At 37.0% G+C, this 23,259-nt stretch carries 20 protein-coding genes and 1 pseudogene; 17 read left to right on the top strand and 4 right to left on the bottom strand.

The window, feature by feature from the left end:
* Positions 1 to 93: 93 nt before the first annotated feature.
* From QUF91_RS18855 to QUF91_RS18840, 4 genes are all read left to right on the top strand, one after another.
* The gene (locus QUF91_RS18855) at positions 94 to 330 is read left to right on the top strand and encodes a hypothetical protein (protein ID WP_289419030.1); all 237 of its coding nucleotides are present in this window, start codon (positions 94 to 96) and stop codon (positions 328 to 330) included.
* Positions 331 to 420: 90 nt separating this feature from the next.
* Positions 421 to 849, top strand: a complete 429-nt coding sequence (locus QUF91_RS18850; protein WP_289419029.1) for a GatB/YqeY domain-containing protein — start codon at positions 421 to 423, stop codon at positions 847 to 849.
* A 233-nt stretch (positions 850 to 1,082) separates the two neighbouring features.
* The gene (locus QUF91_RS18845; protein ID WP_289419028.1) at positions 1,083 to 1,652 is read left to right on the top strand and encodes a TetR/AcrR family transcriptional regulator; all 570 of its coding nucleotides are present in this window, start codon (positions 1,083 to 1,085) and stop codon (positions 1,650 to 1,652) included.
* 83 nt (positions 1,653 to 1,735) lie between these two features.
* Positions 1,736 to 2,674 (top strand): SDR family NAD(P)-dependent oxidoreductase, encoded by a 939-nt coding sequence (locus QUF91_RS18840; RefSeq protein ID WP_289419027.1) that lies wholly within the window; start codon positions 1,736 to 1,738, stop codon positions 2,672 to 2,674.
* Positions 2,675 to 2,919: 245 nt separating this feature from the next.
* Here the strand turns inward: QUF91_RS18840 and QUF91_RS18835 are convergent, their stop codons facing one another.
* Both QUF91_RS18835 and QUF91_RS18830 read right to left on the bottom strand, forming a co-directional pair.
* A complete protein-coding gene (locus QUF91_RS18835; RefSeq protein WP_289419026.1) occupies positions 2,920 to 4,626 on the bottom strand; it encodes a methyl-accepting chemotaxis protein in 1,707 nt (568 codons plus the stop codon).
* Positions 4,601 to 6,244: a pyridoxal phosphate-dependent decarboxylase family protein gene (locus QUF91_RS18830; protein WP_289419025.1), complete on the bottom strand. Its 1,644-nt coding sequence runs from the start codon at positions 6,242 to 6,244 to the stop codon at positions 4,601 to 4,603. The genes QUF91_RS18835 and QUF91_RS18830 overlap by 26 nt, the downstream gene beginning before the upstream one ends.
* A gap of 485 nt (positions 6,245 to 6,729) precedes the next feature.
* Between QUF91_RS18830 and QUF91_RS18825 the strand changes: the two genes are divergently transcribed.
* From QUF91_RS18825 to chrA, 3 genes are all read left to right on the top strand, one after another.
* Complete coding sequence (locus QUF91_RS18825; RefSeq protein WP_289419024.1) at positions 6,730 to 7,920, top strand: DHH family phosphoesterase; 1,191 nt, start codon at positions 6,730 to 6,732, stop codon at positions 7,918 to 7,920.
* A gap of 740 nt (positions 7,921 to 8,660) precedes the next feature.
* The gene (locus tag QUF91_RS18820) at positions 8,661 to 9,503 is read left to right on the top strand and encodes a DUF4179 domain-containing protein (protein ID WP_285398438.1); all 843 of its coding nucleotides are present in this window, start codon (positions 8,661 to 8,663) and stop codon (positions 9,501 to 9,503) included.
* Between the two features lie 329 nt (positions 9,504 to 9,832).
* Positions 9,833 to 10,993 carry a chromate efflux transporter gene (gene chrA / locus QUF91_RS18815; protein ID WP_285398437.1) on the top strand — a complete coding sequence of 387 codons (1,161 nt, stop codon included), beginning with the start codon at positions 9,833 to 9,835 and terminating at the stop codon, positions 10,991 to 10,993.
* Between the two features lie 259 nt (positions 10,994 to 11,252).
* Here the strand turns inward: chrA and QUF91_RS28170 are convergent, their stop codons facing one another.
* Positions 11,253 to 11,495: an RNA polymerase factor sigma-54 gene (locus tag QUF91_RS28170; protein WP_353957855.1), complete on the bottom strand. Its 243-nt coding sequence runs from the start codon at positions 11,493 to 11,495 to the stop codon at positions 11,253 to 11,255.
* Between the two features lie 170 nt (positions 11,496 to 11,665).
* Between QUF91_RS28170 and hemW the strand changes: the two genes are divergently transcribed.
* The 8 genes and pseudogenes from hemW to QUF91_RS18775 all read left to right on the top strand — a co-directional run.
* Complete coding sequence (gene hemW, locus QUF91_RS18810) at positions 11,666 to 12,811, top strand: radical SAM family heme chaperone HemW (protein ID WP_285398439.1); 1,146 nt, start codon at positions 11,666 to 11,668, stop codon at positions 12,809 to 12,811.
* A gap of 89 nt (positions 12,812 to 12,900) precedes the next feature.
* On the top strand, positions 12,901 to 13,929 hold the full coding sequence (gene hrcA, locus QUF91_RS18805) for a heat-inducible transcriptional repressor HrcA (RefSeq protein WP_285398435.1): 1,029 nt from the start codon (positions 12,901 to 12,903) through the stop codon (positions 13,927 to 13,929).
* Between the two features lie 17 nt (positions 13,930 to 13,946).
* A complete protein-coding gene (grpE, locus tag QUF91_RS18800) occupies positions 13,947 to 14,528 on the top strand; it encodes a nucleotide exchange factor GrpE (RefSeq protein WP_285398434.1) in 582 nt (193 codons plus the stop codon).
* Between the two features lie 70 nt (positions 14,529 to 14,598).
* Complete coding sequence (gene dnaK, locus QUF91_RS18795; RefSeq protein ID WP_285398433.1) at positions 14,599 to 16,440, top strand: molecular chaperone DnaK; 1,842 nt, start codon at positions 14,599 to 14,601, stop codon at positions 16,438 to 16,440.
* 236 nt (positions 16,441 to 16,676) lie between these two features.
* Complete coding sequence (dnaJ, locus tag QUF91_RS18790; protein ID WP_285398432.1) at positions 16,677 to 17,798, top strand: molecular chaperone DnaJ; 1,122 nt, start codon at positions 16,677 to 16,679, stop codon at positions 17,796 to 17,798.
* A gap of 21 nt (positions 17,799 to 17,819) precedes the next feature.
* The gene (gene prmA, locus QUF91_RS18785) at positions 17,820 to 18,761 is read left to right on the top strand and encodes a 50S ribosomal protein L11 methyltransferase (RefSeq protein ID WP_285398430.1); all 942 of its coding nucleotides are present in this window, start codon (positions 17,820 to 17,822) and stop codon (positions 18,759 to 18,761) included.
* A gap of 81 nt (positions 18,762 to 18,842) precedes the next feature.
* Positions 18,843 to 19,580, top strand: a complete 738-nt coding sequence (locus QUF91_RS18780; RefSeq protein ID WP_289419023.1) for a 16S rRNA (uracil(1498)-N(3))-methyltransferase — start codon at positions 18,843 to 18,845, stop codon at positions 19,578 to 19,580.
* A gap of 260 nt (positions 19,581 to 19,840) precedes the next feature.
* Positions 19,841 to 20,018 (top strand): annotated as a pseudogene (locus QUF91_RS18775) (sterol desaturase family protein); the annotation flags it as partial.
* 189 nt (positions 20,019 to 20,207) lie between these two features.
* Here QUF91_RS18775 and QUF91_RS18770 read toward each other — a convergent pair.
* A complete protein-coding gene (locus tag QUF91_RS18770) occupies positions 20,208 to 20,771 on the bottom strand; it encodes a hypothetical protein (protein ID WP_289419022.1) in 564 nt (187 codons plus the stop codon).
* 493 nt (positions 20,772 to 21,264) lie between these two features.
* Here QUF91_RS18770 and QUF91_RS18765 point away from each other — a divergent pair, with 493 nt between their 5' ends.
* Both QUF91_RS18765 and QUF91_RS18760 read left to right on the top strand, forming a co-directional pair.
* On the top strand, positions 21,265 to 22,026 hold the full coding sequence (locus tag QUF91_RS18765) for a CsxC family protein (RefSeq protein ID WP_289419020.1): 762 nt from the start codon (positions 21,265 to 21,267) through the stop codon (positions 22,024 to 22,026).
* 247 nt (positions 22,027 to 22,273) lie between these two features.
* A complete protein-coding gene (locus tag QUF91_RS18760; RefSeq protein WP_289419019.1) occupies positions 22,274 to 23,065 on the top strand; it encodes a CsxC family protein in 792 nt (263 codons plus the stop codon).
* The last annotated feature ends 194 nt before the right edge of the window (positions 23,066 to 23,259 follow it).

Below are 23,259 nucleotides of genomic sequence, written 5' to 3'. Positions count from 1 at the left end.
TATATGTAACTCTACTTTTTTGTTGTGTCAATGTGATTAATGTCGTGAATTTAATAGATAATGAATTATAAAAAAGAGTGGAGGAAGACGATCATGGAACAAGAAGTGAATCAACATACTATCCTTCAAGCAATTTTGGAGCTTTCTAAGCAAATGCAAGACATGAAATTAGATCTTCAGCAACAAATCGATGCAGTGGGAACAAGATTAGATAAGGTTGAACAAAATTTAAGTAAAAAAATTGATGTTTTTGATTCAAAAGTTGGAATTGTATCACTTGATCTATTAGAGACAAAAGCTGAAGTGTCTGTTCTTCAAAAAGCAAAATAATCGATCTTAACTTACCGTATCCCCTAAGGTTACGGTATTTTTTTATGATATAATCTTATATGAAATAAATGGCTAGAAGGAGTGAACATATTGTTAAAAACAGAGGTATTTGAACAATTAAAAAAGGCAATGAAAGAAAAGGACGTATTAGCAAAAGGCGTACTATCGCTTTTGAAATCTGCCCTAGATTTAGCTGAGAAGGAAAAGGGAGAAGCTTTATCGACTGAAGAGGAAATTGCTATCGTTAATCGTGAGGTTAAGCAAACAAATCAGGCATTAGAGGGTGCTCAAAATGCAGGGCGAGCTGACTTAATTGAAAAAGAGGAAGCGAAATTAGTCCTATTAAAATCATTTTTACCGAAGCAATTAACTGAAGAAGAAATTGTAGAAAAACTTGTGGCAGCTGGCGTTGTAAAAGGGATGAATATGGGGGATGCGATGAAAATTGCAAAACCTCTATTAACTGGTCAAGCAGAAGGTGCTATGATCTCAAAAGTTGTGAAGAGTTTAATTTCATAATTATAGTTAAAATCGGATCGCCTTCCATGTAGGTGATCCGATTGTTTTGGTTAACAATCATCTGTTTACCTTACTATCTAAGTACACCAGCATAGAATAACTGCAACTGATTCGCAGATTTGGTTATAGATCCTTTTGGTCCAAGAAGCAAGATTTCCTTTTAGTAGCTATTGCTAAATGTGAATATTATCCATATACTATTAATTAACCACTGGTCAAACAAGGAGGACATTATGTCACCACGTAAACAGTCAACAAAAGATTTGACGAAAGAAATGATTGTAAATGAGGCACATAAGCAATTTATAGCGAAGGATTTTCATCAAGTATCGATGCGCAGTATAGCTAAAGAGCTTGGTTGCAGTCATGGGGCTATTTACTATCATTTTAAAAATAAAGCAGAAATTTTTTACTCAATTTTAGGTGATTATTTTTCTGAATTAAATAATACTTTAGATGAAACTGTGAATGGTCCTGAAGATAATAATGCTAAACTGCTGAATATTTTTGTAGGCTTTATGGCATTTGGTTTAAATAATCAAAGCCAATATGAATTAATGTTTATAATAAGGGACAGTGAAATGGATGGGCTTTCACAAGAGGCAGCAAATTTTAGTTATGAAAAATTTGCACAATCTGTACAGTCCTTATCAAAGACTGAACTGTTGATTTCAGATATACATTCTACATTTATTGCTCTACATGGTTTTGTTGCACATTATCGTCATTATGTAAAAAATTATGAGGAAGCGAAAGAGGCAGCAGATGTACATGCAAAATTTCTTTTTAACGCTTTAACATAAGGAAATGTAGTTCTAGGTTTCAATAATCTAGAACTTACTTTTTACAGCGATTTGACCAGTGGTTAATAAAGGAGGTATTTTTTTTGAAAACTGCATTAGTTATTGGGGCGTCTGGTGGGATGGGTTATGCTTTAGTTAATGAATTAGTAAGCCGCAATATAAAGGTAAAGGCCTTTGCTAGAAATAAAGAAAAATTAGTTGCACTTTTTCAGCATGACAAAAATGTCGAAATCATTTCTGGCGATGCATTTAATGAACAGGAAATGATGAAGGCTTCAAATGATGTGGATGTTATTTTTCATGCTATTAGTTTTCCATATCAGGATTGGGAAAAGAAGCATAACCGGTGCTTAGATATGGTCATTAAAATAGCCGAAAAGCAAGGAGCAAAGATTGCGCTTGTAGATAATATTTATGCATATGGAAGACAGTCCACAAATCGAATTACAGAGGAGGGGAGAAAAGAACCGCAAACAAAGAAGGGGAAAATTCGTTTAGCAATGGAAAACAAATTGAAGGAAAGTAATGTACCCTCGTTAATCGTTCATTTGCCTGATTTATATGGGCCAAATGCAGAGAATACAATACTCTATGAAACGCTAAAAAACGTTGCACAAGGTAAAAAAGCTAATTTTGTAGGAAATATGCAGGTGAAAAGGGAGTTCCTTTATACAGTTGATGGTGCAAAGGCTATGGTTGAGCTTGCTTCTCGAGATGCTGCATATAATCAGAATTGGAATGTTCCAGCTATTCATCCGATAACAGGGGATGAACTGATAAAAATATTACGTGAAATTACTGGTTATAAAAAAGGTATTCGTACAATCTCTAAAGGGATGATACGTTTTATCGGAGTTTTTTCTCCTTCTATGAAAGAAGTAGTTGAGATATTGTATTTAACAGAAAAACCGGTCATATTAAGTGGGGAAAAATACGAAAAGGAAATAGGCACTTTACCACATACTGCATATAGAGTAGGGCTAGAAGAAACGATTGTATGGATGAACAAGAGGGCAAAATAGGTTTATTATTGAGCGATAAAAGGATTTTTTTGTTGCTAAACTGATTGTAGCGTGGGGCTACTTGACGCTCACCAGTAGTGTATATTAGAGACTTCAAATTAATTAGTGTTGATAAAAATGGTTAATCAACACGCATGAAAAATCATAACAAAAATCCGCATAGACTTCTGTTGGGAGAAACTTACCCACAAAAAGTATAGCGGATTTTTGTTATCAGAAAGAAGAATACTATTGCTTAGTTTTTCTTATAACTGAAATTTTTGTGTGATATTACGAAGTTGCTGTGCCATCTCAGCTAAATTATTTGAAGACGCAGTAATCTCTTCAATACTTGCAGATTGTTCCTCAGAAGCAGCTGCTACATTCTGAATGTTTCCAGATGCTTGAACGGCTACTACACCTACATCCTCTACAGAAATTGCAATGCTGCTAACCCCGTCATTAATATTTGTAATGATATTATTAACATGATCCATTTCTTGAGTTAGTGCAGTAATATGCGAATAGATTTCTCCAAAGGCTTCACCTGATGCATTAAAGGCGTTAGAGCTTTCTGCAAGGTTATTACTACTAATTGCCATGGATTTAACAGCTTGGGCAGACTCTTCCTTAATCGTTTCAATACGTGTTCGAATACTATTTGTCGCTGCTAACGATTGGTCTGCGAGTTTACGAACTTCTTCAGCTACAACCGCGAAGCCTTTACCATGCTCACCAGCACGTGCTGCTTCAATAGATGCATTTAAAGCGAGTAAATTTGTTTGATCCGTAATTTCATTAATTAAGGTTACAATGTCTCCAATCTCATTTGAGTATGTGCTTAAACGTTCCACAACCTTTGTAGACTCTTGAATAGCATTAGATGTGACCGTCATTTTTTCTGTAGCACTTTGAATCGTTGTATTGCCTTTTTCTGAAATAGAGGATGCACTAAATGCTTTAGCAGTGACATCATTAACGCTCGATACAACTTCTGACATCTTTGTGGAGATTGTTATAATATGATTTTCTACTTCTTCAATAGAGGAAGTTTGTTTTTCTGATCCCGCAGCAACTTCTTGCATAGAAGAGGTAATTTGTTGAATAGATGCACTTGTTTGCTCAGAGCTTGCCGTTAACTCTTCAGACATAGCGGCTACTTGCTCAGCATTTTCAGCAATTTGCTGAATAAGCGAACGTAAGTCTGCGGTCATATTTTCAATGCCTTCAGAGAGCTGGGCAATTTCATGAGAACCCTTTATATGAAGTGGTTCAACAGCTAAGTCTCCTTTTGCTACTTTACCAACATAACCAGTCATATTTTTAATTGGTTTTATAATACCTTTACTAATGAAGTAAGCCACAATAATACCAAATATCACAAAAATCACGGTCATAATGATACAGTTCCAAATAAGATTTGTTTCAAGTTTAGAAATGAAAGAAGCGTCCATATCTAAACCAAAAAGAATATCGGTATCTTCAAATGGTATAAAAATCGATTTATGGGTTCCGTATTCATCTTCATAAATCTCACTAGATTTAACAGTTCCAGAATCTAACGCTTCACGCATTTCTTTACTAAAAGTATAGGCCTCTTGATGATTATTTTTATTGCTTAATGCAACTATATGTTCCTTGCCATTTGCACGTGAAAGGACGTAGGCGTTTTCGATATCAAAATTTTTAAGTGTTTCATTTAATTGATTTAATAGTTCTTCATATTTATCCTTATCGCCGTTATCTGCAGCTTTGACATCGTTTTTGTCGATATCTTCAAAAATAGTTTTAGATACAACATTTAAAGACGACTCAAATTGTTTAATAACATAATTATTGATAATTTGATTACACACAATAAATAATACGACGCTAAATAATAATGAAATAATCGTAATTGGAATAGTAAAGCTGGCAATATATTTATAGAGTAAAGAACTCTTTAGCTTAGAGACTATATTCAACTTTAGCATCCTCCAAAACTTTCAACTTTTGTTGTAAGAAATGAATCATGTCACCAATATGCTCCGTCTCAGTATAAGGAGAAATAGAAAAGAATTTTGCAGCAGCGACTGGCATTTGTTGTTTTGTATCACTAGTGATGACAGTGCAAACCCGTGTTGTATCGCCGAAAAATACTTCGTCACGACCTTCACCTATAATTTCAAATAAAGAAGCATTTAGGCCATTAATATATTCAATCTGATCTTGTGTATAGCTACCTGACTGTTCAGATTTCCAATTCAAACCTTCTGGATATAAACGGAAGGCTGTGACTGGTCCAATATTAGACTCATTTACTAGTTGTAACATAGGCGTTTTCTCAGCTAACTGCGCACGGAACGCTAAATTTACACGCACATAATTCGCTAATATTTGTTGGTAGCCTTCTTTACCAAACGCCTGTAATGCAGCATAAATAGCAATTGAACTACCCATACGAGAGCACTCTAATGTATAGCCTGTATGGTAAGAACCATAGCCTCGATTTCCTACATAAGGTGTGTCGAAGTCCTCAATATCTAATAGCTGCAAATGTTTTCCTTCTTTTATTAAGAATAAGCTTGTTAAATACGGTGTTTGACCAAGCTTTTGGAAGTCGAAGCAAAGGCTATCTGCAATAGGTAAATATTGCATACGTTCTTTAATTTGTTCTAAACCTTGTAAAACATCAGCCTCAAACTGAAGTGGATTTGCCTTAAAGTCATAATCGTTGAAGAATGCGTAAAAACCACCTAAAGCTGAATCAGCGTGAATATGTATAGGTTTTAAGGAATGTTTTTGTTCTAGCTCAGTTGTAACATTTTTGATTGCTTGTACATCATCAATAGCAAATTGATCTGTAGCGCCTGTTGTAGCAACTACATACACTGGAATGCCACCGTTTTCGATAACCTCAGTCATACGCAAACGTAAGTCTTCGATATCCATTGAATGATCTTGTCCAGCTTTTACACGAATTAAATGCTTGCTACCGATGCCGACTGCTTCAATTGATTTTAATAAGCTGTAATGCGCATTTTCTGAAGCGAAGCAATATAAATTATTTGGTACGCCATCTTCCTTTGCGTTAGGGAATTGTTTAGCGATTGCAAGACGTAGCCCACTGAAAACAGCCCCTTGTCCACCCCAAGTTGTGTAACCGAAGCTTTGTGTATAGTCGTAGCCAACTAACTTCGACATCATTGCGACCACCTTTACCTCACATTCTGCGGCAGCTGGTCCGTATACATCCCATAGATTGTTACCATTAAGTAAGGCACTTGTAAATTGACCTAATATGCCAGGAATGCTGGCCATTGGTAAAACATTTGTTACAAAGTTGCGTGTATGGTAAGGATGTCCTTGCATCAATTGTGTTAATCCATCCACAACCTGATCAAGTCCTACACCTGAAGTTGGTACTTGATTATCTTGCATTAGCTCTTTGTAAAAATTGTCAGAACGCTCTTTCATCGGTCCAAGAGTTGTTGATTTTGGGTCCTTTAACTCATCTAAAGAGGAAACAATTTTCTCTAATAGAGATAATAAATTCTCTCTTTGTTCGATATTTCCGTCTTCACTTTGGAATAATTGTTGGATTTTTTTCATGTTTATCATCCTTTATAGTTCATATTTCCTCTATTTTTTATTTCAAAAAAATAGGTCGTTTTACTAAAATTATAATAACATATTATAACAGAAAATGAATTTATATTTTCTTTTTTGACATTTTAAAATAATCTAATTACTTTTTGTGAGGGTGGTTTGGCAATAGGGTGTTTTTGGAAAGGCTGTATTGTAGAGGGTTTTTATGATGTTTTCGAGAAAATCATTGCAGAAATTAGTGCTTGCTAAATAGTGTGAAGAAATAGATTGCTTAATAGTAAATACTATTCAAAGAATAACTTTTAGTTTTTGAAAAAGTGAATGTTATAATACTTTATGACTATTTGAGGGAGAATTACTTTTGTTAATTTCTTTGTTCGCTTTATTCGAAATATTGTGGTAGCATTCTCCGAACTCACTTGATTTTTCTTGTTCCGCATACCAATAATTTTTTCAATGATAAACCATACTAATTTTGAGGTGAAAAAATGTATAAATTGCTATCACATAATGATTTAGATGGAGTAGGTTGCGGAATTTTAGCCAAGCTTGCCTTTCATGACCAAGTAAAAGTAAGATACAATTCGATTGCGTCGCTTGACCATGAGATTGAGTATTTTTTAGACAATACCAAGCAAGATACTTTTTTATTTATTACCGATTTATCTCCAAACGAGAAAAATGAAAAGAGATTGAATGAGTATTATATCGCTACTAGCAAAGTTCAACTGCTTGATCACCATAAAACAGCTCATCATTTGAACGAATATGAATGGGGTAAAGTGTTGGTAGAGGATGAAAATGGATATTTAACATCGGCAACATCCTTATTTTATCAGTATCTAGTTACACATGGATTATTAGAGAAAACGAATTCCATCACAGAATTTGTAGAGTTAGTTAGACAATACGATACATGGGAATGGGAAAAGAATGAAAATCACCAAGCCCATCGTCTAAATACTCTCTTTTTTTTGGTGTCGATCGAGGAATTTGAAGAAAAGATGCTTGAACGTTTAAAAACAAGCGGGCATTTTGATTTTGATGAATTTGAAAAGAAAATTTTAAACATGGAAGAAGAGAAAATAGAACGTTATATCCGACGGAAAAAAAGGGAGCTAGTGCAAACAGCAATTGGAGATTATTTTACAGGTGTGGTTTATGCAGAATCTTATCATTCAGAGCTTGGTAATGAATTAGGAAAAGAAAATGTACACCTTGATTATATAGCTATATTAAATATGGGGGGCAAAAAAATTTCCTTTCGTACGATTCATGATCACATAGATGTTTCGGCAATTGCAGGAGAATTTGGAGGGGGCGGTCATCAAAAAGCGGCTGGTTGCTCTTTAACAGATGAAGCTTATGAGCAGTATGTGGCACAAACATTTCATATAGAACCAATCCCAGAGGATGCGAAGCGAAATCGCTATAATTTAAGGTTTTCTTCTTTTGGGACATTGTATAAAAACCTTAAGGAAGAAGTTTTCCTCCTATATTCAATAAGTGATTTTGATTGGGTAATTGAAAAAAACAAACTTCCATTAGATCAAATCTTCACAAGCTTTTATGAAGCGGAATGGTTTTTAAAAAGAAATTATCAAGCATGGTTAGTTAAAGATGAGTTATTTGTAGATTATTTAATGAAAGAGGCCAAAAAGATTCGTCATCAAGAGTAAGGGATATATTATTCCTTTCATAGTGTTATTTTGTGAAGGGAATTATTAAGGTGTCATACAAAGCGTGGCTCTTTGGCAAAACGACTGGTTGATTTCCGTTCCGGCTGGGCGGTTTTGACTGAGCGAAAGCGTAGTGCTAACGTAGCGACAGCAACAAATGGTTTTGACTGAGCGAAAGCGTAGTGTTAACGTAGCGACAGCAACAAATGGTTTTGACTGAGCGAAAGCGTAGTGTTAACGTAGCGACAGCAACAAATGGTTTTGACTGAGCGAAAGCGTAGTGTTAACGTAGCGACAGCAACAAATGGTTTTGACTGTGCGAAAGCGTAGTGCTAGCGTAGCGACAGCAACAATGTAAGCGAAGAAAGCGGTTTGACGCTTGCTCACACGAACGCGAGGCATGAAACAGAATCACACTCATTTAAAGTGCTGCAACTATCACAAAGATTTCCTTGACCTTTTTTTCTTCAAGTTTTTCAACAACATGAAGAGGCTGGGACATAAGTATATTTTTAAAGTAAAATTAAAAAAATTTACCTCAGAAAAGCGCGAGAAATCAACGTTTCTAAAATTGATTTCTCATGCTTTTTTAGGTTTTGATCAGTTATGTCCCAGCCTATTAGATACATAGTGAAATCAGTCACTCCTTGTTTCGTTAGAGGTTATATAATGTTCATCTAAAAACTACAATAGATAAAAAGCATTTGTGTAGACATTCTTTCTTAAATGAGGTGTACATGATGTCCAATGATTTGATAGTCGAGGTTCAGCCTAAGGTAAATCGAGGACGCAAAGCATGGTTTATTGTAGTATTGCTTTTATTGGTAGCTACTTGTATGCTTGTTTTTTATTTTTTGTTTAATAAGGATTTGAATTTTGAAGCCTACAAAACAGTTGTTGGTAAAACTACTGAAAATAGCCTCGGACGTTTAACGTTAAATGAAATAATAATTGACGATAATCAGATACTATTGAATGCTACCTATAAACCAGTAAAGGACTTAAATTTCGATGATCAACTTTTTTTCGTTCCACAGGTTTTTGTGAATGGTCAAGAATTAACAGTTAGAAATGGAGGACAGTCCATCGCGCAATCCGATAAAACTTTTACAATCTATAGTAGTGTGAAATTAAGCGAATTACCAAAGGATAAAATATTAAATTTAGATATTCGCTATAACGACTGGAACGGAGAAAAAAAGATTGACGAGCCGTGGGAATTTCAAGTGGAAGCTTCACAAAAGCAATTACAAGAAGATAGAAAGGTCTTCTCTGTTGAGAAAAAAGTAAAGCTGTTAGATGGTCAGGAGATAACGATAGAAAAGGTTGTTTCTACACCAATTTCAACAACGATTTACTTTCAATCCGAGAATAGCCTTTTAAATGAAGCGATACATTTAAAAATCCAATCAGCATCAGGGGAATCTTGGCACTTTAATTCTGCTTATCCTTTAAATGTAGATTATACGAAGTGGGGTGTTCGCCTCGATACAGTATATTTAACGGAGGAGTACTATAGGCTAATTTCTCTTGCTGCAGATGGAAGTGAGCTTGGTTCAGCAGTTGAAATTGAAGAAAAATAACTATATTTTACCGTGATTTTAACTACATTCAGCGTCAGCGATAGAAGATTCCCATTTCTTAAGGTGATGAAATGAATGTAGGTGTGGTTCCTTTTTAGAGGGAGGCGAATGGATTTGGAGTAGAGCTCGTACAATTCAAAATCCAGACGCATTGTTTGTTGTAGCGAAAGCGAAGCGACAGCAACAAATGTTTTCTGTAGCGAAAGTGAAGCGTCAGCTACAATTACGCCAATGCGAAATTAATTAAAAAACTTTACAATATCTTAATCCCAAAGGATGGTTAGCCCACGTAATATGAATATAAATGATATGGAAAGTGGTTGAAGATATTGCGAAGGTTATGGGAAATTTTTTTAGTTTCGCTTAAATTAGGTTGTACTTCCTTTGGGGGTCCCACTGCACATTTAGGGTATTTTCAAAATGAATATGTTCAAAAGCGTAAATGGTTATCTGACAATGACTACAGTCAGCTTGTAGCACTCAGTCAATTTTTGCCGGGACCAGCATCGAGCCAGGTAGGGATGGGTATTGGCTTATTAAGAGGCGGATTGTTTGGAAGTATTGTGTCATTTCTTGGTTTTACATTACCATCAGTTTTGCTGCTTATGGCATTTGCCTATTTTTCTACACAAACTGAGATGGAGATGGGCTGGGTTCATGGCTTAAAATTAGTGGCGGTTGCGATTGTTGCACAAGCTATTTTTGATATGTCAAAAAAATTAATCCCTAGTATTCGCCATTTTATAATTGCTTTATTAGCACTTGTAGTAGTGCTTCTATGGATTCATCCACTTGCACAGGTAACTGCTATTATCGTTGCTTCGGTCATAGGTTATCAATTTTTTAAGAAGACCGATGAAAGAGAGGACTTAAAAGAAACGATTGTGCCGATTTCAAAAATGACCGGTGTATGTTTTTTAGTGCTGTTTGTTCTATTACTTATTGGTTTACCAGTCGCAAGCCCATTTATTCAAAATGAATGGTTTACGATAATTGAAAAGTTTTATCTATCAGGTGCATTAGTCTTTGGTGGAGGTCATGTGGTGTTGCCTTTACTTGAGGCACAGTTTGTCCAAAGTGGATTAATGAGTTCTTCAGATTTTTTAGCAGGCTACGGAATGACACAGGCGGTCCCTGGTCCATTATTTACGTTTGCCTCCTATATAGGTCTGGTTATTGCCGGAGTACCAGGAGCCATCATAGCTACTGTAGCCATTTTTTTACCGGCCTTTTTACTGATAGTTGGGGCGATGCCTTTTTGGATTGCTCTTAACCGTATCGCAGGATTAAGAGGAGTGGTGGCTGGAGCAAATGCTGCGGTAGTTGGGATTTTAGCTGCTGCTTTTATCCATCCTATTGTTACGCAGACAATTCAAAATGGACTAGACATAGTGATTGCGGTTGTTTTTTTATGGTGCTTGATACGTTGGAAAATTCAACCTTATGTGCTTGTGTTAGTTGGTGTTTGTATAGGAATTGTATGTTATTAAGTACACAAAAAAATCAAAACCGCGTATTGTGGTTTTGATTTTTTTGTGTGAAATGAATTGAATTATATAAACTCTTCTTTTCGAATGGCTAGTTTCTTCATATGATATTGCAGAGTTTGACGAGAAATAATGAATTGTTAATCAGCGGCTGAAATATTTCAGCTACAATGCTGTAATGCGCCATCTTTGATAACAACGACAATATCTGGTGTAACATTTTCGATGTCATCTACCGAGTTCAAAGTGCAAGGCAGTAGTGTTAGTGCTGAAGCTGATTAATTAGTGCTAATAACCGTTCCTTAGAAAGTTTAAGAGATTTCATCAACTCAGGAAATTTACGTTCAGCTAGCAGAAATGACCCTTTTTGAATAAACTGTTGTAGATCATAATCATCCTCTTCGCTTTGCAGTAAAAGACATTCTTGTAGATGTCGCGCAGCAAGTGGCTCGACGCTCTCCTGCAGGAAGCCTTGCTCTGCGCGACAGCGAAGCGTCAGCGACAAAGTGAGTAGACTGTAGCGGAAATCAGAGCCTTCTAATTAATTGATGTGGATAAAAATGGCTAAGTAACACACCTGGTAGTTATTTTTACTAGTTGGATTCATGGCGTTCCCTGCCTCGATTGTTTATAATGAGGAAATGGAAAAAGACTAATGAGAAAGAAGGGATAGCTATGGCACGAGGTGTTTACATTCATATTCCTTTTTGTCATCAAATTTGCAACTATTGCGACTTCAATAAATTTTATTTCAAAAATCAACCAGTTGATGAATATATAGAAGTGCTTGGCAAGGAGATGGAGCTTGCTACAAAAAAATATCCCGAGAGTTTTAAACAAATTGAAACGATATTTCTTGGCGGTGGTACACCAACAGCTTTATCACCTCAACAATTAGAGAAGCTTCTTGAGCTTATTCGTACGTATATTCCGATGAGCAGTGTGACAGAATTTACATCAGAGGCTAATCCAGACGAGCTGTCAGAAGCGAAAATGCGGGCATTGTTTGATGGTGGTGTAAATCGCTTAAGTATGGGTGTGCAATCCTTTAATCAAGAGTTGTTAAAGAAAATTGGTCGTACACATAGTAACGATCACGTTTATGAAACAATTTCTATGGCGAAAAAGGTAGGTTTCAGAAATATAAGTCTAGATTTAATGTATGGTTTACCGGGGCAGACGATGGCACAATGGAAGGACTCCTTAGAAAAAGCGTTTGCGCTTGATTTACCACATTTTTCAGCGTATTCACTAATCGTGGAGCCAAAAACTATTTTTTATAATCAATACACAAAAGGTAAGCTACATTTACCAACTGAAGATCTTGAAGCAGATATGTATGATGTGCTGATGGACCAGATGGAGGCACATGGACTTCAACAATACGAAATTAGCAACTTTGCACAATCTGGTTTCAGTTCTAAACATAATAAAATATACTGGGAAAACGATGAATACGCAGGCTTTGGTGCCGGGGCTCATGGATATCTAGCAGGTGTGCGTTATTCAAATCACGGACCGTTGAAAAAGTATATGGATACCGTGAATGCAGGGGTACTACCAATTGTATATGAACATGTTGTAACAGAGAATGAAAAACGAGAAGAGCAAATGTTTTTAGGTCTGCGTAAAACAGAAGGAATTACACACACTATATATGAAGAGAAATTTAAAGAATCGATACATGTACGTTACCGACATGTCATCGAAAAACTAGTTTCAGAAGATCTTTTGGAATATGATACTAATGGAATTCGTCTTACCCGAAAAGGTCGTTTTGTAGGTAATGAAGTATTTCAACAATTTTTACTAGAAGATTGAGCGATATCGTTGACATAAAATGTGGGATTTGATAACTTATTAATAGTATTAGCACTCCTCTTAGCTGAGTGCTAACAGAGGTGATAATCATGCTAACAAATCGGCAATTACAAATATTGCAAGCCATTGTAGACGACTTCATTATGTTTGCACAGCCGGTAGGTTCTCGCCAAATCTCCAAAAAGCAAGAGATTACATTTAGTCCAGCCACAATTCGAAATGAAATGGCGGATTTAGAGGAATTAGGCTTCTTAGAAAAAACGCACACTTCCTCTGGTCGAGTGCCTTCGGAAAAGGGTTATAGATTTTATGTGGATCATTTGTTGAACCCACAGGGCATTAATTCAAGGGACATTCAGCAAATTCAATCAATTTTCAACGATCGTTTAGTAGAAGTAGAGCATATAATTCGAAAGTCAGCCAATATATTATCAGAGCTGACATCGTATACATCGATTCTTTTAGGACCTGATGTTCAAAGACATCGTGTTAAACGATTTTCAATTGTGCCACTCTCTAGCGATACAGCAGTTGCGATAATCGTAACGAATAACGGACATGTTGAAAATAGGATGTTTAGTTTACCTCCTAATTTTACCGCTTCTGATTTAGAGAAAATGGTTAATATCTTAAATGAACGCCTAGTTGGTGTTTCATTAGAGGATATTCATAAAAAACTCGAAGCTGAAGTGCTAGCAGTATTACAGCAGCATGTTCGATCAGCGGATGATTTTATTCACGCTCTCGTTACAGCGACGATGCATAATTCAGAAAGTAAAATTTTCTATGGTGGTAAAACAAATATGTTCAACCAACCGGAATTCCACGATTTAAATAAAGTCCGTATGATTTTGGACTTAATGGAAACGACTAGCCAAGTTCAGTCGCTCTTCCATCCTAATGAATCGGGCATTCAAATTCGTATAGGCTCAGAAAATAAACAGTTAGAAATGGAAAACTGTAGTGTCATTACGACCACTTATTCTATTGGTGAAGATCAACAAGGAGCTATAGCAATTATTGGCCCTACACGTATGGATTATAAACGTGTTGTTGCTTTACTAGACGTAATACGGATGGATTTAACACAAGCCTTTACGAAGAATCGTAGTGATTGATAATGAGGAGGATTTAAGTGACGGAAACAACTGAAAACAAAGACCTTGTACAAGAAGAAAAGGATGTACAAGCTGAAAATGCAGTAGAAGTAGAAGCAACAGAAGTTAAAGAAGAACAACAAGCTGAATTAACAATCGAAGAACAGTACGAAGCAAAGCTAGCTGAGTTACAAGCAAAGCTAGCCGACGAGGAAAATCGTCATCTACGCTTACGAGCTGACTTCGATAATATACGCCGTCGCAATCAACTTGATCGTGAGGCTGCTGAAAAGTACCGTGCGCAGAGCTTACTCTCAGATTTACTGCCAGTAATCGATAATTTTGAGCGTGCTTTACAAGTTGAAGCGACTTCAGAAGAAACTGCTTCTATCGTAAAAGGTATCGAAATGGTGTACCGCTCCCTACTAGAAGCGACTGAGAAGGAAGGCTTACAAATTATTAAAGCAGAAGGTGAGCAGTTTGATCCAAATGTTCACCAAGCTGTCATGCAAGAGCAAGATAGTGAAAAAGAAACGGGTGTTGTCGTACGCGAGCTTCAAAAAGGCTATATGTTAAAGGATCGTGTATTACGCCCAACAATGGTATCAGTAAACGAATAGTCATAGCACTATTTAGTCAATTACATTTAGTAGAAAACGCATCTTTGCGTTTAAATAGGAGGAAATTTTAATGAGCAAAATTATTGGTATTGACTTAGGAACAACAAACTCTTGTGTTTCTGTACTTGAAGGTGGAGAACCAAAAGTAATTCCAAATCCAGAAGGAAACCGTACAACACCATCTGTTGTTGCGTTTAAAAATGGCGAACGTCAAGTTGGTGAAGTAGCAAAACGTCAATCAGTAACAAATCCTAACACAATTATTTCTATTAAATCTAAAATGGGTACATCTGAAAAAGTTAAAGTGGAAGATAAAGAATATACGCCACAAGAAGTATCTGCAATGATTCTACAATACTTAAAAGGTTATGCTGAAGACTACTTAGGTGAAAAAGTAACAAAAGCAGTTATTACAGTTCCTGCATACTTCAATGACGCTCAACGTCAAGCTACAAAAGATGCTGGTAAAATCGCTGGTCTAGAAGTAGAGCGTATTATCAACGAACCAACAGCTGCTGCACTTGCTTATGGTTTAGACAAACAAGATCAAGATCAAAAAGTATTAGTATTTGACCTTGGTGGTGGTACATTTGACGTATCTATTCTTGAATTAGGTGACGGTGTATTCGAAGTATTAGCAACAGCTGGTGATAACAAACTAGGTGGAGACGATTTCGACGATGCTATCATCGAGTACCTTGTAGCAGAATTCAAAAAAGAAAACGGCATTGACCTTGCTAAAGATAAAATGGCTATGCAACGTCTAAAAGATGCAGCTGAAAAAGCGAAAAAAGACTTATCAGGTGTAACATCTACTCAAATTTCTTTACCATTCATCACTGCTGGTGAAGCGGGTCCATTACACTTAGAAATTTCTTTAACTCGTGCTAAATTTGACGAAATTACATTACCGTTAGTAAACCGTACAGTAGGTCCAGTACGTCAAGCATTATCTGATGCAGGTCTATCAACATCTGAAATTGACCAAGTAATCTTAGTTGGTGGTTCTACTCGTATTCCAGCTGTACAAGAAGCTGTACGTAAAGAAACTGCTAAAGAACCACACCGCGGCGTAAACCCTGACGAAGTAGTAGCAATGGGTGCTGCTGTTCAAGGTGGCGTATTAACTGGTGATGTAAAAGACGTAGTTCTACTAGACGTAACTCCACTTTCATTAGGTATTGAAACTATGGGTGGCGTATTCACAAAATTAATTGACCGTAACACTACGATCCCAACATCTAAATCACAAGTATTCTCAACTGCAGCTGACAACCAACCAGCAGTAGATATTCACGTATTACAAGGTGAACGTTCAATGGCAGCAGACAACAAAACATTAGGTCGCTTCCAATTAGCAGATATTCCACCAGCACCACGTGGTGTACCACAAATCGAAGTAACATTCGATATTGATAAAAATGGTATCGTATCTGTTAAAGCGAAAGACCTTGGTACAAACAAAGAACAAACAATTGTTATCCAATCTGATTCTGGTTTATCAGAGGAAGATATTGAACGCATGGTAAAAGATGCTGAAGCAAATGCTGATGCAGATGCTAAACGTAAAGAAGAAGCAGATGTTCGCAACGAAGCAGACCAATTAGTGTTCCAAGTTGACAAAACAATTGCTGACTTAGGTGAACAAATTACAGAAGATGAGAAAAAATCTGTTGAAGATGCTCGTGATGAACTGAAAAAAGCGCTTGAAGCTGGCGAACTAGAAGGCATTAAATCTGCTAAAGAAAAATTAGAAGGCGTATTACAGCCGCTAGTAATGAAAGTATATGAACAAGCTGCAGCAGCTGCTCAAGCAGCTCAAGGTGGCGAAGCGGGTACAGATGCGGGCGCTGGTAAAAAAGACGACGGTATCGTAGACGCTGACTTTGAAGAAGTAAAAGAAGATAAATAATAGTAAGTAACACAGTTAAGTGAAAAAGCCAAAGACCGCTTGCGGCTTTGGCTTTTCTCTTTATTTTTTGCTATATCCTACGCACATATAATCATCTAGTTGCATAGGTTATCTGCGAGAAAAGTGAAAAAACATGTGGTGCAACAATTTTAATGAATAATTAATAATAAAATAGAGGCAGTTTTTTTAACTGCGTGATACAATAGATTTTATGCAAAAAGAGCGGAGTGTGAATCATGGAGAAACGCGATTATTACGAGGTGCTTGGTTTAACGAAATCGGCTTCTAAAGATGAAATTAAAAAAGCATACCGTAAATTATCTAAGCAATACCATCCTGATCTAAATAAAGAGCCAGGTGCAGATGAAAAATTCAAAGAAATCGCTGAAGCTTATGAAGTATTAAGTGACGATCAAAAAAAAGCGCGCTATGATCAATTTGGCCACGAGGATCCAAATGCAGGCTTTGGTGGTGGCTTTGGAGGCGGCGGCGGTTTTGGCGGCTTCGAGGATATTTTCAGTTCGTTCTTTGGTGGTGGCGGTCGTCGACAAGACCCGAATGCACCACGCAAAGGTGATGACTTACAATATCGTATGAATATTAAATTTGAGGAAGCGATTTTCGGAAAAGAAACAGAAATCGAAATCCCTAAAGATGAAGTATGTGATACTTGCCACGGTTCTGGGGCAAAACCGGGTACTAATCCTGAAACATGTTCTACATGTAAAGGTGCTGGTCAAGTAAATCAAGCAGTGGATACACCATTCGGACGTATGATGAATCGTCGTGCTTGTTCAACATGTCAGGGTACAGGTAAAATCATTAAAGAAAAATGTTCAACATGTCGTGGCGAAGGAAAAGTTCAACAACGTAAGAAAATCAAAGTAACGATTCCAGCAGGTGTTGATGATGGTCAGCAAATTCGTGTGTCTGGTCAAGGTGAACCAGGTATAAATGGAGGACCAGCAGGAGATTTATATATTATGTTCCGCGTTCAAGGACACAAAGAGTTTGAACGTGATGGCGATGATATTTATTTCGAACTGAAACTGACATTCCCACAAGCAGCTCTTGGCGATGAAATTGAAGTTCCGACTGTTCATGGGAAAGTGAAATTACGTATTCCAGCGGGTACACAGTCTGGTGCGCAATTCCGTCTAAAAGACAAAGGTGTCAAAAATGTACATGGCTATGGCACAGGGAATCAATATGTAACAGTAAAAGTTGTAACGCCAGAAAAATTGACAGAAAGACAAAAACAAATACTACGTGAATTTGCGGAAATTAGTGGTGATATTCCTGAAGAGCAAGGAAGCTCACTATTCGATAAAATTAAGAAAAAATTCCAAGGTGAATAATTAGAGGAGCTGAAGAGCTACGTGAAGTGGTCAGAATTATCCATTCATACAAAAAATGAAGCGGTAGAAGCAATTTCGAATATTTTGCATGAAGCAGGAGCAAGTGGTGTTGTTATTGAGGATTCAGCTGAATTTGCTAAGCCACGTGAAGATCAGTATGGTGAAATATATGCGCTAAATGAAGCGGATTTTCCGAAAGATGGAGTTATTGTTAAGGCTTACTTATCGGAGTCTAGTTTTTTAAATGAAACAGTCGAAGAAATTAAGGCGGCTATAACAAATTTAACGAATTTCAACATCGATATTGGTGAAAATGTTGTATCGATTGTAGAAGTAAACGAGGAAGATTGGGCAACAGCATGGAAGCAATACTATCATCCTGTAAAAATTTCTGAACGCTTTACAATTGTACCAACATGGGAAGAATATACACCAGTATCAACAGATGAATTAATAATTGAATTAGATCCTGGTATGGCCTTTGGTACAGGAACACACCCAACAACTGTTATGTGCTTACAAGGGCTTGAGAAGGCTGTAAAAGAGGGAGACTTGGTTATCGATATTGGAACGGGGTCAGGTGTTCTTTCAATCGGTGCAGCCTTACTAGGAGCTAAGAGCGTACATGCGCTTGATTTAGATGAAGTAGCTGTACGTTCAGCACAAGAAAACGTTACGTTAAACAAAGTTGATGATACAGTATCTGTTTTTCATGGAAACCTGTTAGATACAGTAAAGGAACCAGCTGATGTCGTTGTAGCCAATATTTTAGCTGAAATTATTATGTCCTTTACTGACGATGCATTTTCAATTGTCAAACCGGGTGGATTATATGTCACTTCAGGCATTATCGGCGCAAAACGTGATGATGTAAAAGCAGCACTAGAAGCTTCAGGCTTTGTGATCGAAGAAGTATTACTAATGGAAGATTGGGTAGCTATCATTGCCCGACGTCCACAATAAGTTGACTGAGGAAGCGCCAAATCGTGAGCCGAGTGCTTGTGATTTGGCGTTTTCTCTTCTTGTTATAAAGGAGTGTCTAACATGCAACGTTATTTTATTGAGACGACCATAGAGGAAGCACGTATTAGCGGAGAGGATGCACGACATATTGAACGAGTAATGCGTATGAAAGAGGGCGACAAAATCGTTGTTGTTGCACAAAATACCGCCTATATTTGTACAATTACAGCTTTTGAAGAAGATGAGGTACTTGTCCAATCTACAGGACAGACAATTCCTTCTCCAGAGTTACCTGTTCATGTAACCGTGGCATGTGGTTTGCCGAAGGGCGATAAACTAGAGCTTATTACACAAAAGGCAACAGAGCTTGGAATGTTTGCCCTATTGCCGTTTGAAGCGGAGCGTTCCATCGTTAAATGGGATCAGAAGAAAGGTGCGAAAAAGCAAGAGCGCTTGCAAAAAATTGCAAAAGAAGCAGCTGAACAAGCCCATCGTACACATATCCCAGAAATTCATGAACCAATCTCTTTTAAACAGCTAGTAAAACAAACGGCCAATTTCGACGTCGTTTTTATAGCAGATGAAGAGGATGCAAAAGCAGAAAAACGCACAAGGTTTGCGGAGAAGCTAAAAAACGCGTATGACAAAAAGTCGAAATCAATACTAATTATCTTTGGTCCAGAAGGCGGCATCGCACGAAAAGAAGCAGATGCCCTGCTTCAAGCCGGTGCCCAAACTATGTCTTTAGGACCCCGAATTTTACGAGCAGAAACAGCGCCGCTTTATGCACTGTCTGCAATATCTTATGAATTTGAATGAAAGAGATGTTTAGCCTTGTCAAAAGTGGCTTTCACATCTAGCGGTGCATGAGTAAACGTCATTATGATTGCGTATAAATTCAGTCGTTGTAAGGTTTGAAGACCACACAAGAGCCGATTCAAAAAACTTTGAATCGGCTCAATTACATTATAGGCCTGTTTGTTAATAACAAGTGTAATTAGTGAACGTAGAATAGATTCGTATTTCAATAATCTTTATGAGGAAAATTTAAATGATGTTTAAAATAAATGTCTAGGAGAATTAGGGCATGGGGGTGTTGGATGAAGAAGGTTCATTTATGGCATCATTTCAAAAATGAAAATTACTGGTATGGTGTTACGAACCTGGCCTATGATTTTCTCATGGGTACCTTTAAAAACCAAAAGGATGTTGACCAAAGTAAAAACTGCTAAAACTCTAGAGAAACGTGGCGACTAGAAAATAGAATTAAAAAAATAATCCATTGTCTCTCCCTGAGAAATGTCGAATGAACTTTATACCTTCAACATTTCTTTGAGAGTGGTAGCGACTGCTGACCAAGATAGCTTAATTGCCGTCTTGGTCTATTATCATTTCATTTAATACTTGTTTACGCCCCAATATCAATTCCTTAAACGCCTCTAAATCTTACTCTAAAGCATGATTTTTGATAAAGCTGAGTGCTCTAGATCGTGCAGTAGAGGAACGAAGGCTAAAAACATCACGTCCTGTGATAACGCCTTCGGGACCAACATCCTGCTGTTGCTTCGCTTTCGCACAGATGAGACCCTGTTGCTGTCGCTTCGCTTTCGCACAGACGAAAACCATGTTGCTGTCGCTTCGCTTTCGCACAGACGAAAACCATGTTGCTGTCGCTTCGCTTTCGCACAGACGAAAACCATGTTGCTGTCGCTTCGCTTTCGCACAGACGAAAACCATGTTGCTGTCGCTTCGCTTTCGCACAGACGAAAACCATGTTGCTGTCGCTTCGCTTTCGCACAGACGAAAACCATGTTGCTGTCGCTTCGCTTTCGCACAGATGAGACCCTGTTGCTGTCGCTTCGCTTTCGCACAGATGAGACCCTGTTGCTGTCGCTTCGCTTTCGCACAGATGAGACCCTGTTGCTGTCGCTTCGCTTTCGCACAGACGAAAACCATGTTGCTGCCGCTACCTTTTCGCGCAAAAAATATCTGTTGGCCCAAGTGGCTCATCGGACGCCTCCCAAGAAAGCGCCCAGTCGGAACGGAAATCAACTACACGTTATGATGATGTACCCAATAAAAACAGACAACCTAATTGTCATCTGCTTTTTTAAATTGAATGATTTTTGAAATATTCTCAATGTTTAAGGCATCAGCTAGTACAAACTTTGTAAAATTCGTAAGTTCTTGGCGCTGGAAAGGTAAGAGTCCTTATTAATTTGGTATAACAGTACCTATACAAAAATGAGTCAGCAATTCATTCAAATCAATTGTGTCAAAACATAGTTTTAGAATTAATCATTCATTTCCTAGAACTACAGAAATTCGAGTCGGTTATGATAGCCAAGGGACTAGAATATAATTGAAGCTTATCTTTAGCTCAAAAATCCCTTTTATTAAAATGAGTATAAGAACTAGTATACACGTCTATTCATAGATTTAATTGCTACATATTCTATATGGAGAGCTCTCAAAAACTACAAAATGAAAAGAGGGAAAATTTTTGAGTAATCACTTAGATCCAATCCAATCTTGTCCAGTAACATCGACACAACAAATACCATTAACTCCTGCTACTACTACACTAGTTCCTACACCGGTAACGCTTCCAACTCTTAAAATTCCAGTTGTACTTGCAGAACCAACACTTCAAATAGTTGTGGAGTCAGATATTACTCTTACTCCTGCAGCAACTGAAATCAAAAGAGTGAAAAAAAATGTATTCCTAAATCAAGTTAAATTAGTACCGGTTAGATTTACACGTATTGATGGCACTGACTTTTTCAGAGTAACAAGAGCTAAATTATTTGTAGCGGGACATATTCGCAAAAATATAGAATATGCTTCAATAGCATGTAACGGGGCACTCCAAGATAGAATTGCTGATGTTCAGTTTTCTGGTTTTGCAGACCTTACTTTCCCACAAACACCAGGGGGTCCTACTCCAATCATAGGAATTTCTGAGTTTGCCGAAGCGAACTTCCTTAATGAAACTACGCAAATGGATGCTCGATTGGATAAGGCTTTCTTCCAAAATCTCGTTAAATACAATGAACAACCATTTGGCGAATTAGTAGCTGCAAACTTCTTTGAACTTGATTTTTCACCAATTATGACAGCACCAGAAGGCACTTTCAACACATTACGTGAAAAAATCGTACTAGATCTTACTGTAAAAGTATTGCAAGTTCAACAAATTCAAATTCCAGTTGCTAATGTAATAACTCCTAATCTTTTAGGACTTACTCCTCCAGTTAGTCCATAATAGATCCTCCTGTTATCTTTAATTTTTAGAGGAGGAAATTAGATATAAAAGGACAAATGAGGGTACTGAAAAAAATCTAATCTTTAAGTTGGCAGTTGAAAAATCGATTAAATCGAATTTTCAACTGCCATTTTTCTATAATAATAATCAGTAAAAAACTAGTATACACGTCCATTCATAGATTTAATTGCTACATATTCTATATGGAGAGCTCTCAAAAACTACAAAATGAAAAGAGGGAAAATTTTTGAGTAATCAATGTGATCCAATCCAATCTTGTCCAGTAACATCAACACAACAAATACCATTAACTCCTGCAACTACTACACTAGTTCCTACACCAGTAACGCTTCCAACTCTTAAAATTCCAGTTGTACTTGCAGAACCAACACTTCAAATAGTTGTGGAGTCAGATATTACTCTTACTCCTGCAGCAACTGAAATCAAAAGAGTGAAAAAAAATGTATTCCTAAATCAAGTTAAATTAGTACCGGTTAGATTTACACGTATTGATGGCACTGACTTTTTCAGAGTAACAAGAGCTAAATTATTTGTAGCGGGACATATTCGCAAAAATATAGAATATGCTTCAATAGCATGTAACGGGGCACTCCAAGATAGAATTGCTGATGTTCAGTTTTCTGGTTTTGCAGACCTTACTTTCCCACAAACACCAGGGGGTCCTACTCCAATCATAGGAATTTCTGAGTTTGCCGAAGCGAACTTTCTTAATGAAACTACGCAAATGGATGCTCGATTGGATAAGGCTTTCTTCCAAAATCTCGTTAAATACAATGAACAACCATTTGGCGAATTAGTAGCTGCAAACTTCTTTGAACTTGATTTTTCACCAATTATGACAGCACCAGAAGGCACTTTCAACACATTACGTGAGAAAATCGTACTAGATCTTACTGTAAAAGTATTGCAAGTTCAACAACTTCAAATTCCAGTTGCTAATGTAATAACTCCTAATCTTTTAGGACTTACTCCTCCAGTTAGTCCTACTCCTGTTATTCATCCTACTGAATCTTGTTAATCTCTAATTTTTAGAGGAGGAAATTAGAGATAAAAGGACATTTGAAGGTACTGAAAAAATCCAATATTTGAGTTGGCAGTTGAAAGTTCGATTAAATCGAATTTTCAACTGCATTTTTTCTATAATAATATCGATCGTAAATGCACTAATAGGTGCTATCAAAATAATCGAGTTGAAGAAAATAATGTAAAGAT

It is taken from the genome of Lysinibacillus sp. G4S2 (genome assembly GCF_030348505.1).
In the GTDB taxonomy this organism is placed as follows: Bacteria; Bacillota; Bacilli; order Bacillales_A; family Planococcaceae; genus Lysinibacillus.
This window is presented reverse-complemented; position numbering and strand designations above follow the sequence as displayed.

Excerpts from the sequence above, each read along its gene's own strand:
- QUF91_RS18855 (WP_289419030.1), top strand. The coding sequence starts at position 94 with ATGGAACAAGAAGTGAATCAACATACTATCCTTCAAGCAATTTTGGAG.
- QUF91_RS18845 (WP_289419028.1), top strand. The coding sequence starts at position 1,083 with ATGTCACCACGTAAACAGTCAACAAAAGATTTGACGAAAGAAATGATT.
- QUF91_RS18835 (WP_289419026.1), bottom strand. The coding sequence starts at position 4,626 with ATGCTAAAGTTGAATATAGTCTCTAAGCTAAAGAGTTCTTTACTCTAT.
- QUF91_RS18830 (WP_289419025.1), bottom strand. The coding sequence starts at position 6,244 with ATGAAAAAAATCCAACAATTATTCCAAAGTGAAGACGGAAATATCGAA.
- QUF91_RS18825 (WP_289419024.1), top strand. The coding sequence starts at position 6,730 with ATGTATAAATTGCTATCACATAATGATTTAGATGGAGTAGGTTGCGGA.
- QUF91_RS18820 (WP_285398438.1), top strand. The coding sequence starts at position 8,661 with ATGTCCAATGATTTGATAGTCGAGGTTCAGCCTAAGGTAAATCGAGGA.
- hemW (WP_285398439.1), top strand. The coding sequence starts at position 11,666 with ATGGCACGAGGTGTTTACATTCATATTCCTTTTTGTCATCAAATTTGC.
- hrcA (WP_285398435.1), top strand. The coding sequence starts at position 12,901 with ATGCTAACAAATCGGCAATTACAAATATTGCAAGCCATTGTAGACGAC.
- dnaK (WP_285398433.1), top strand. The coding sequence starts at position 14,599 with ATGAGCAAAATTATTGGTATTGACTTAGGAACAACAAACTCTTGTGTT.
- dnaJ (WP_285398432.1), top strand. The coding sequence starts at position 16,677 with ATGGAGAAACGCGATTATTACGAGGTGCTTGGTTTAACGAAATCGGCT.
- QUF91_RS18780 (WP_289419023.1), top strand. The coding sequence starts at position 18,843 with ATGCAACGTTATTTTATTGAGACGACCATAGAGGAAGCACGTATTAGC.
- QUF91_RS18770 (WP_289419022.1), bottom strand. The coding sequence starts at position 20,771 with ATGAGCCACTTGGGCCAACAGATATTTTTTGCGCGAAAAGGTAGCGGC.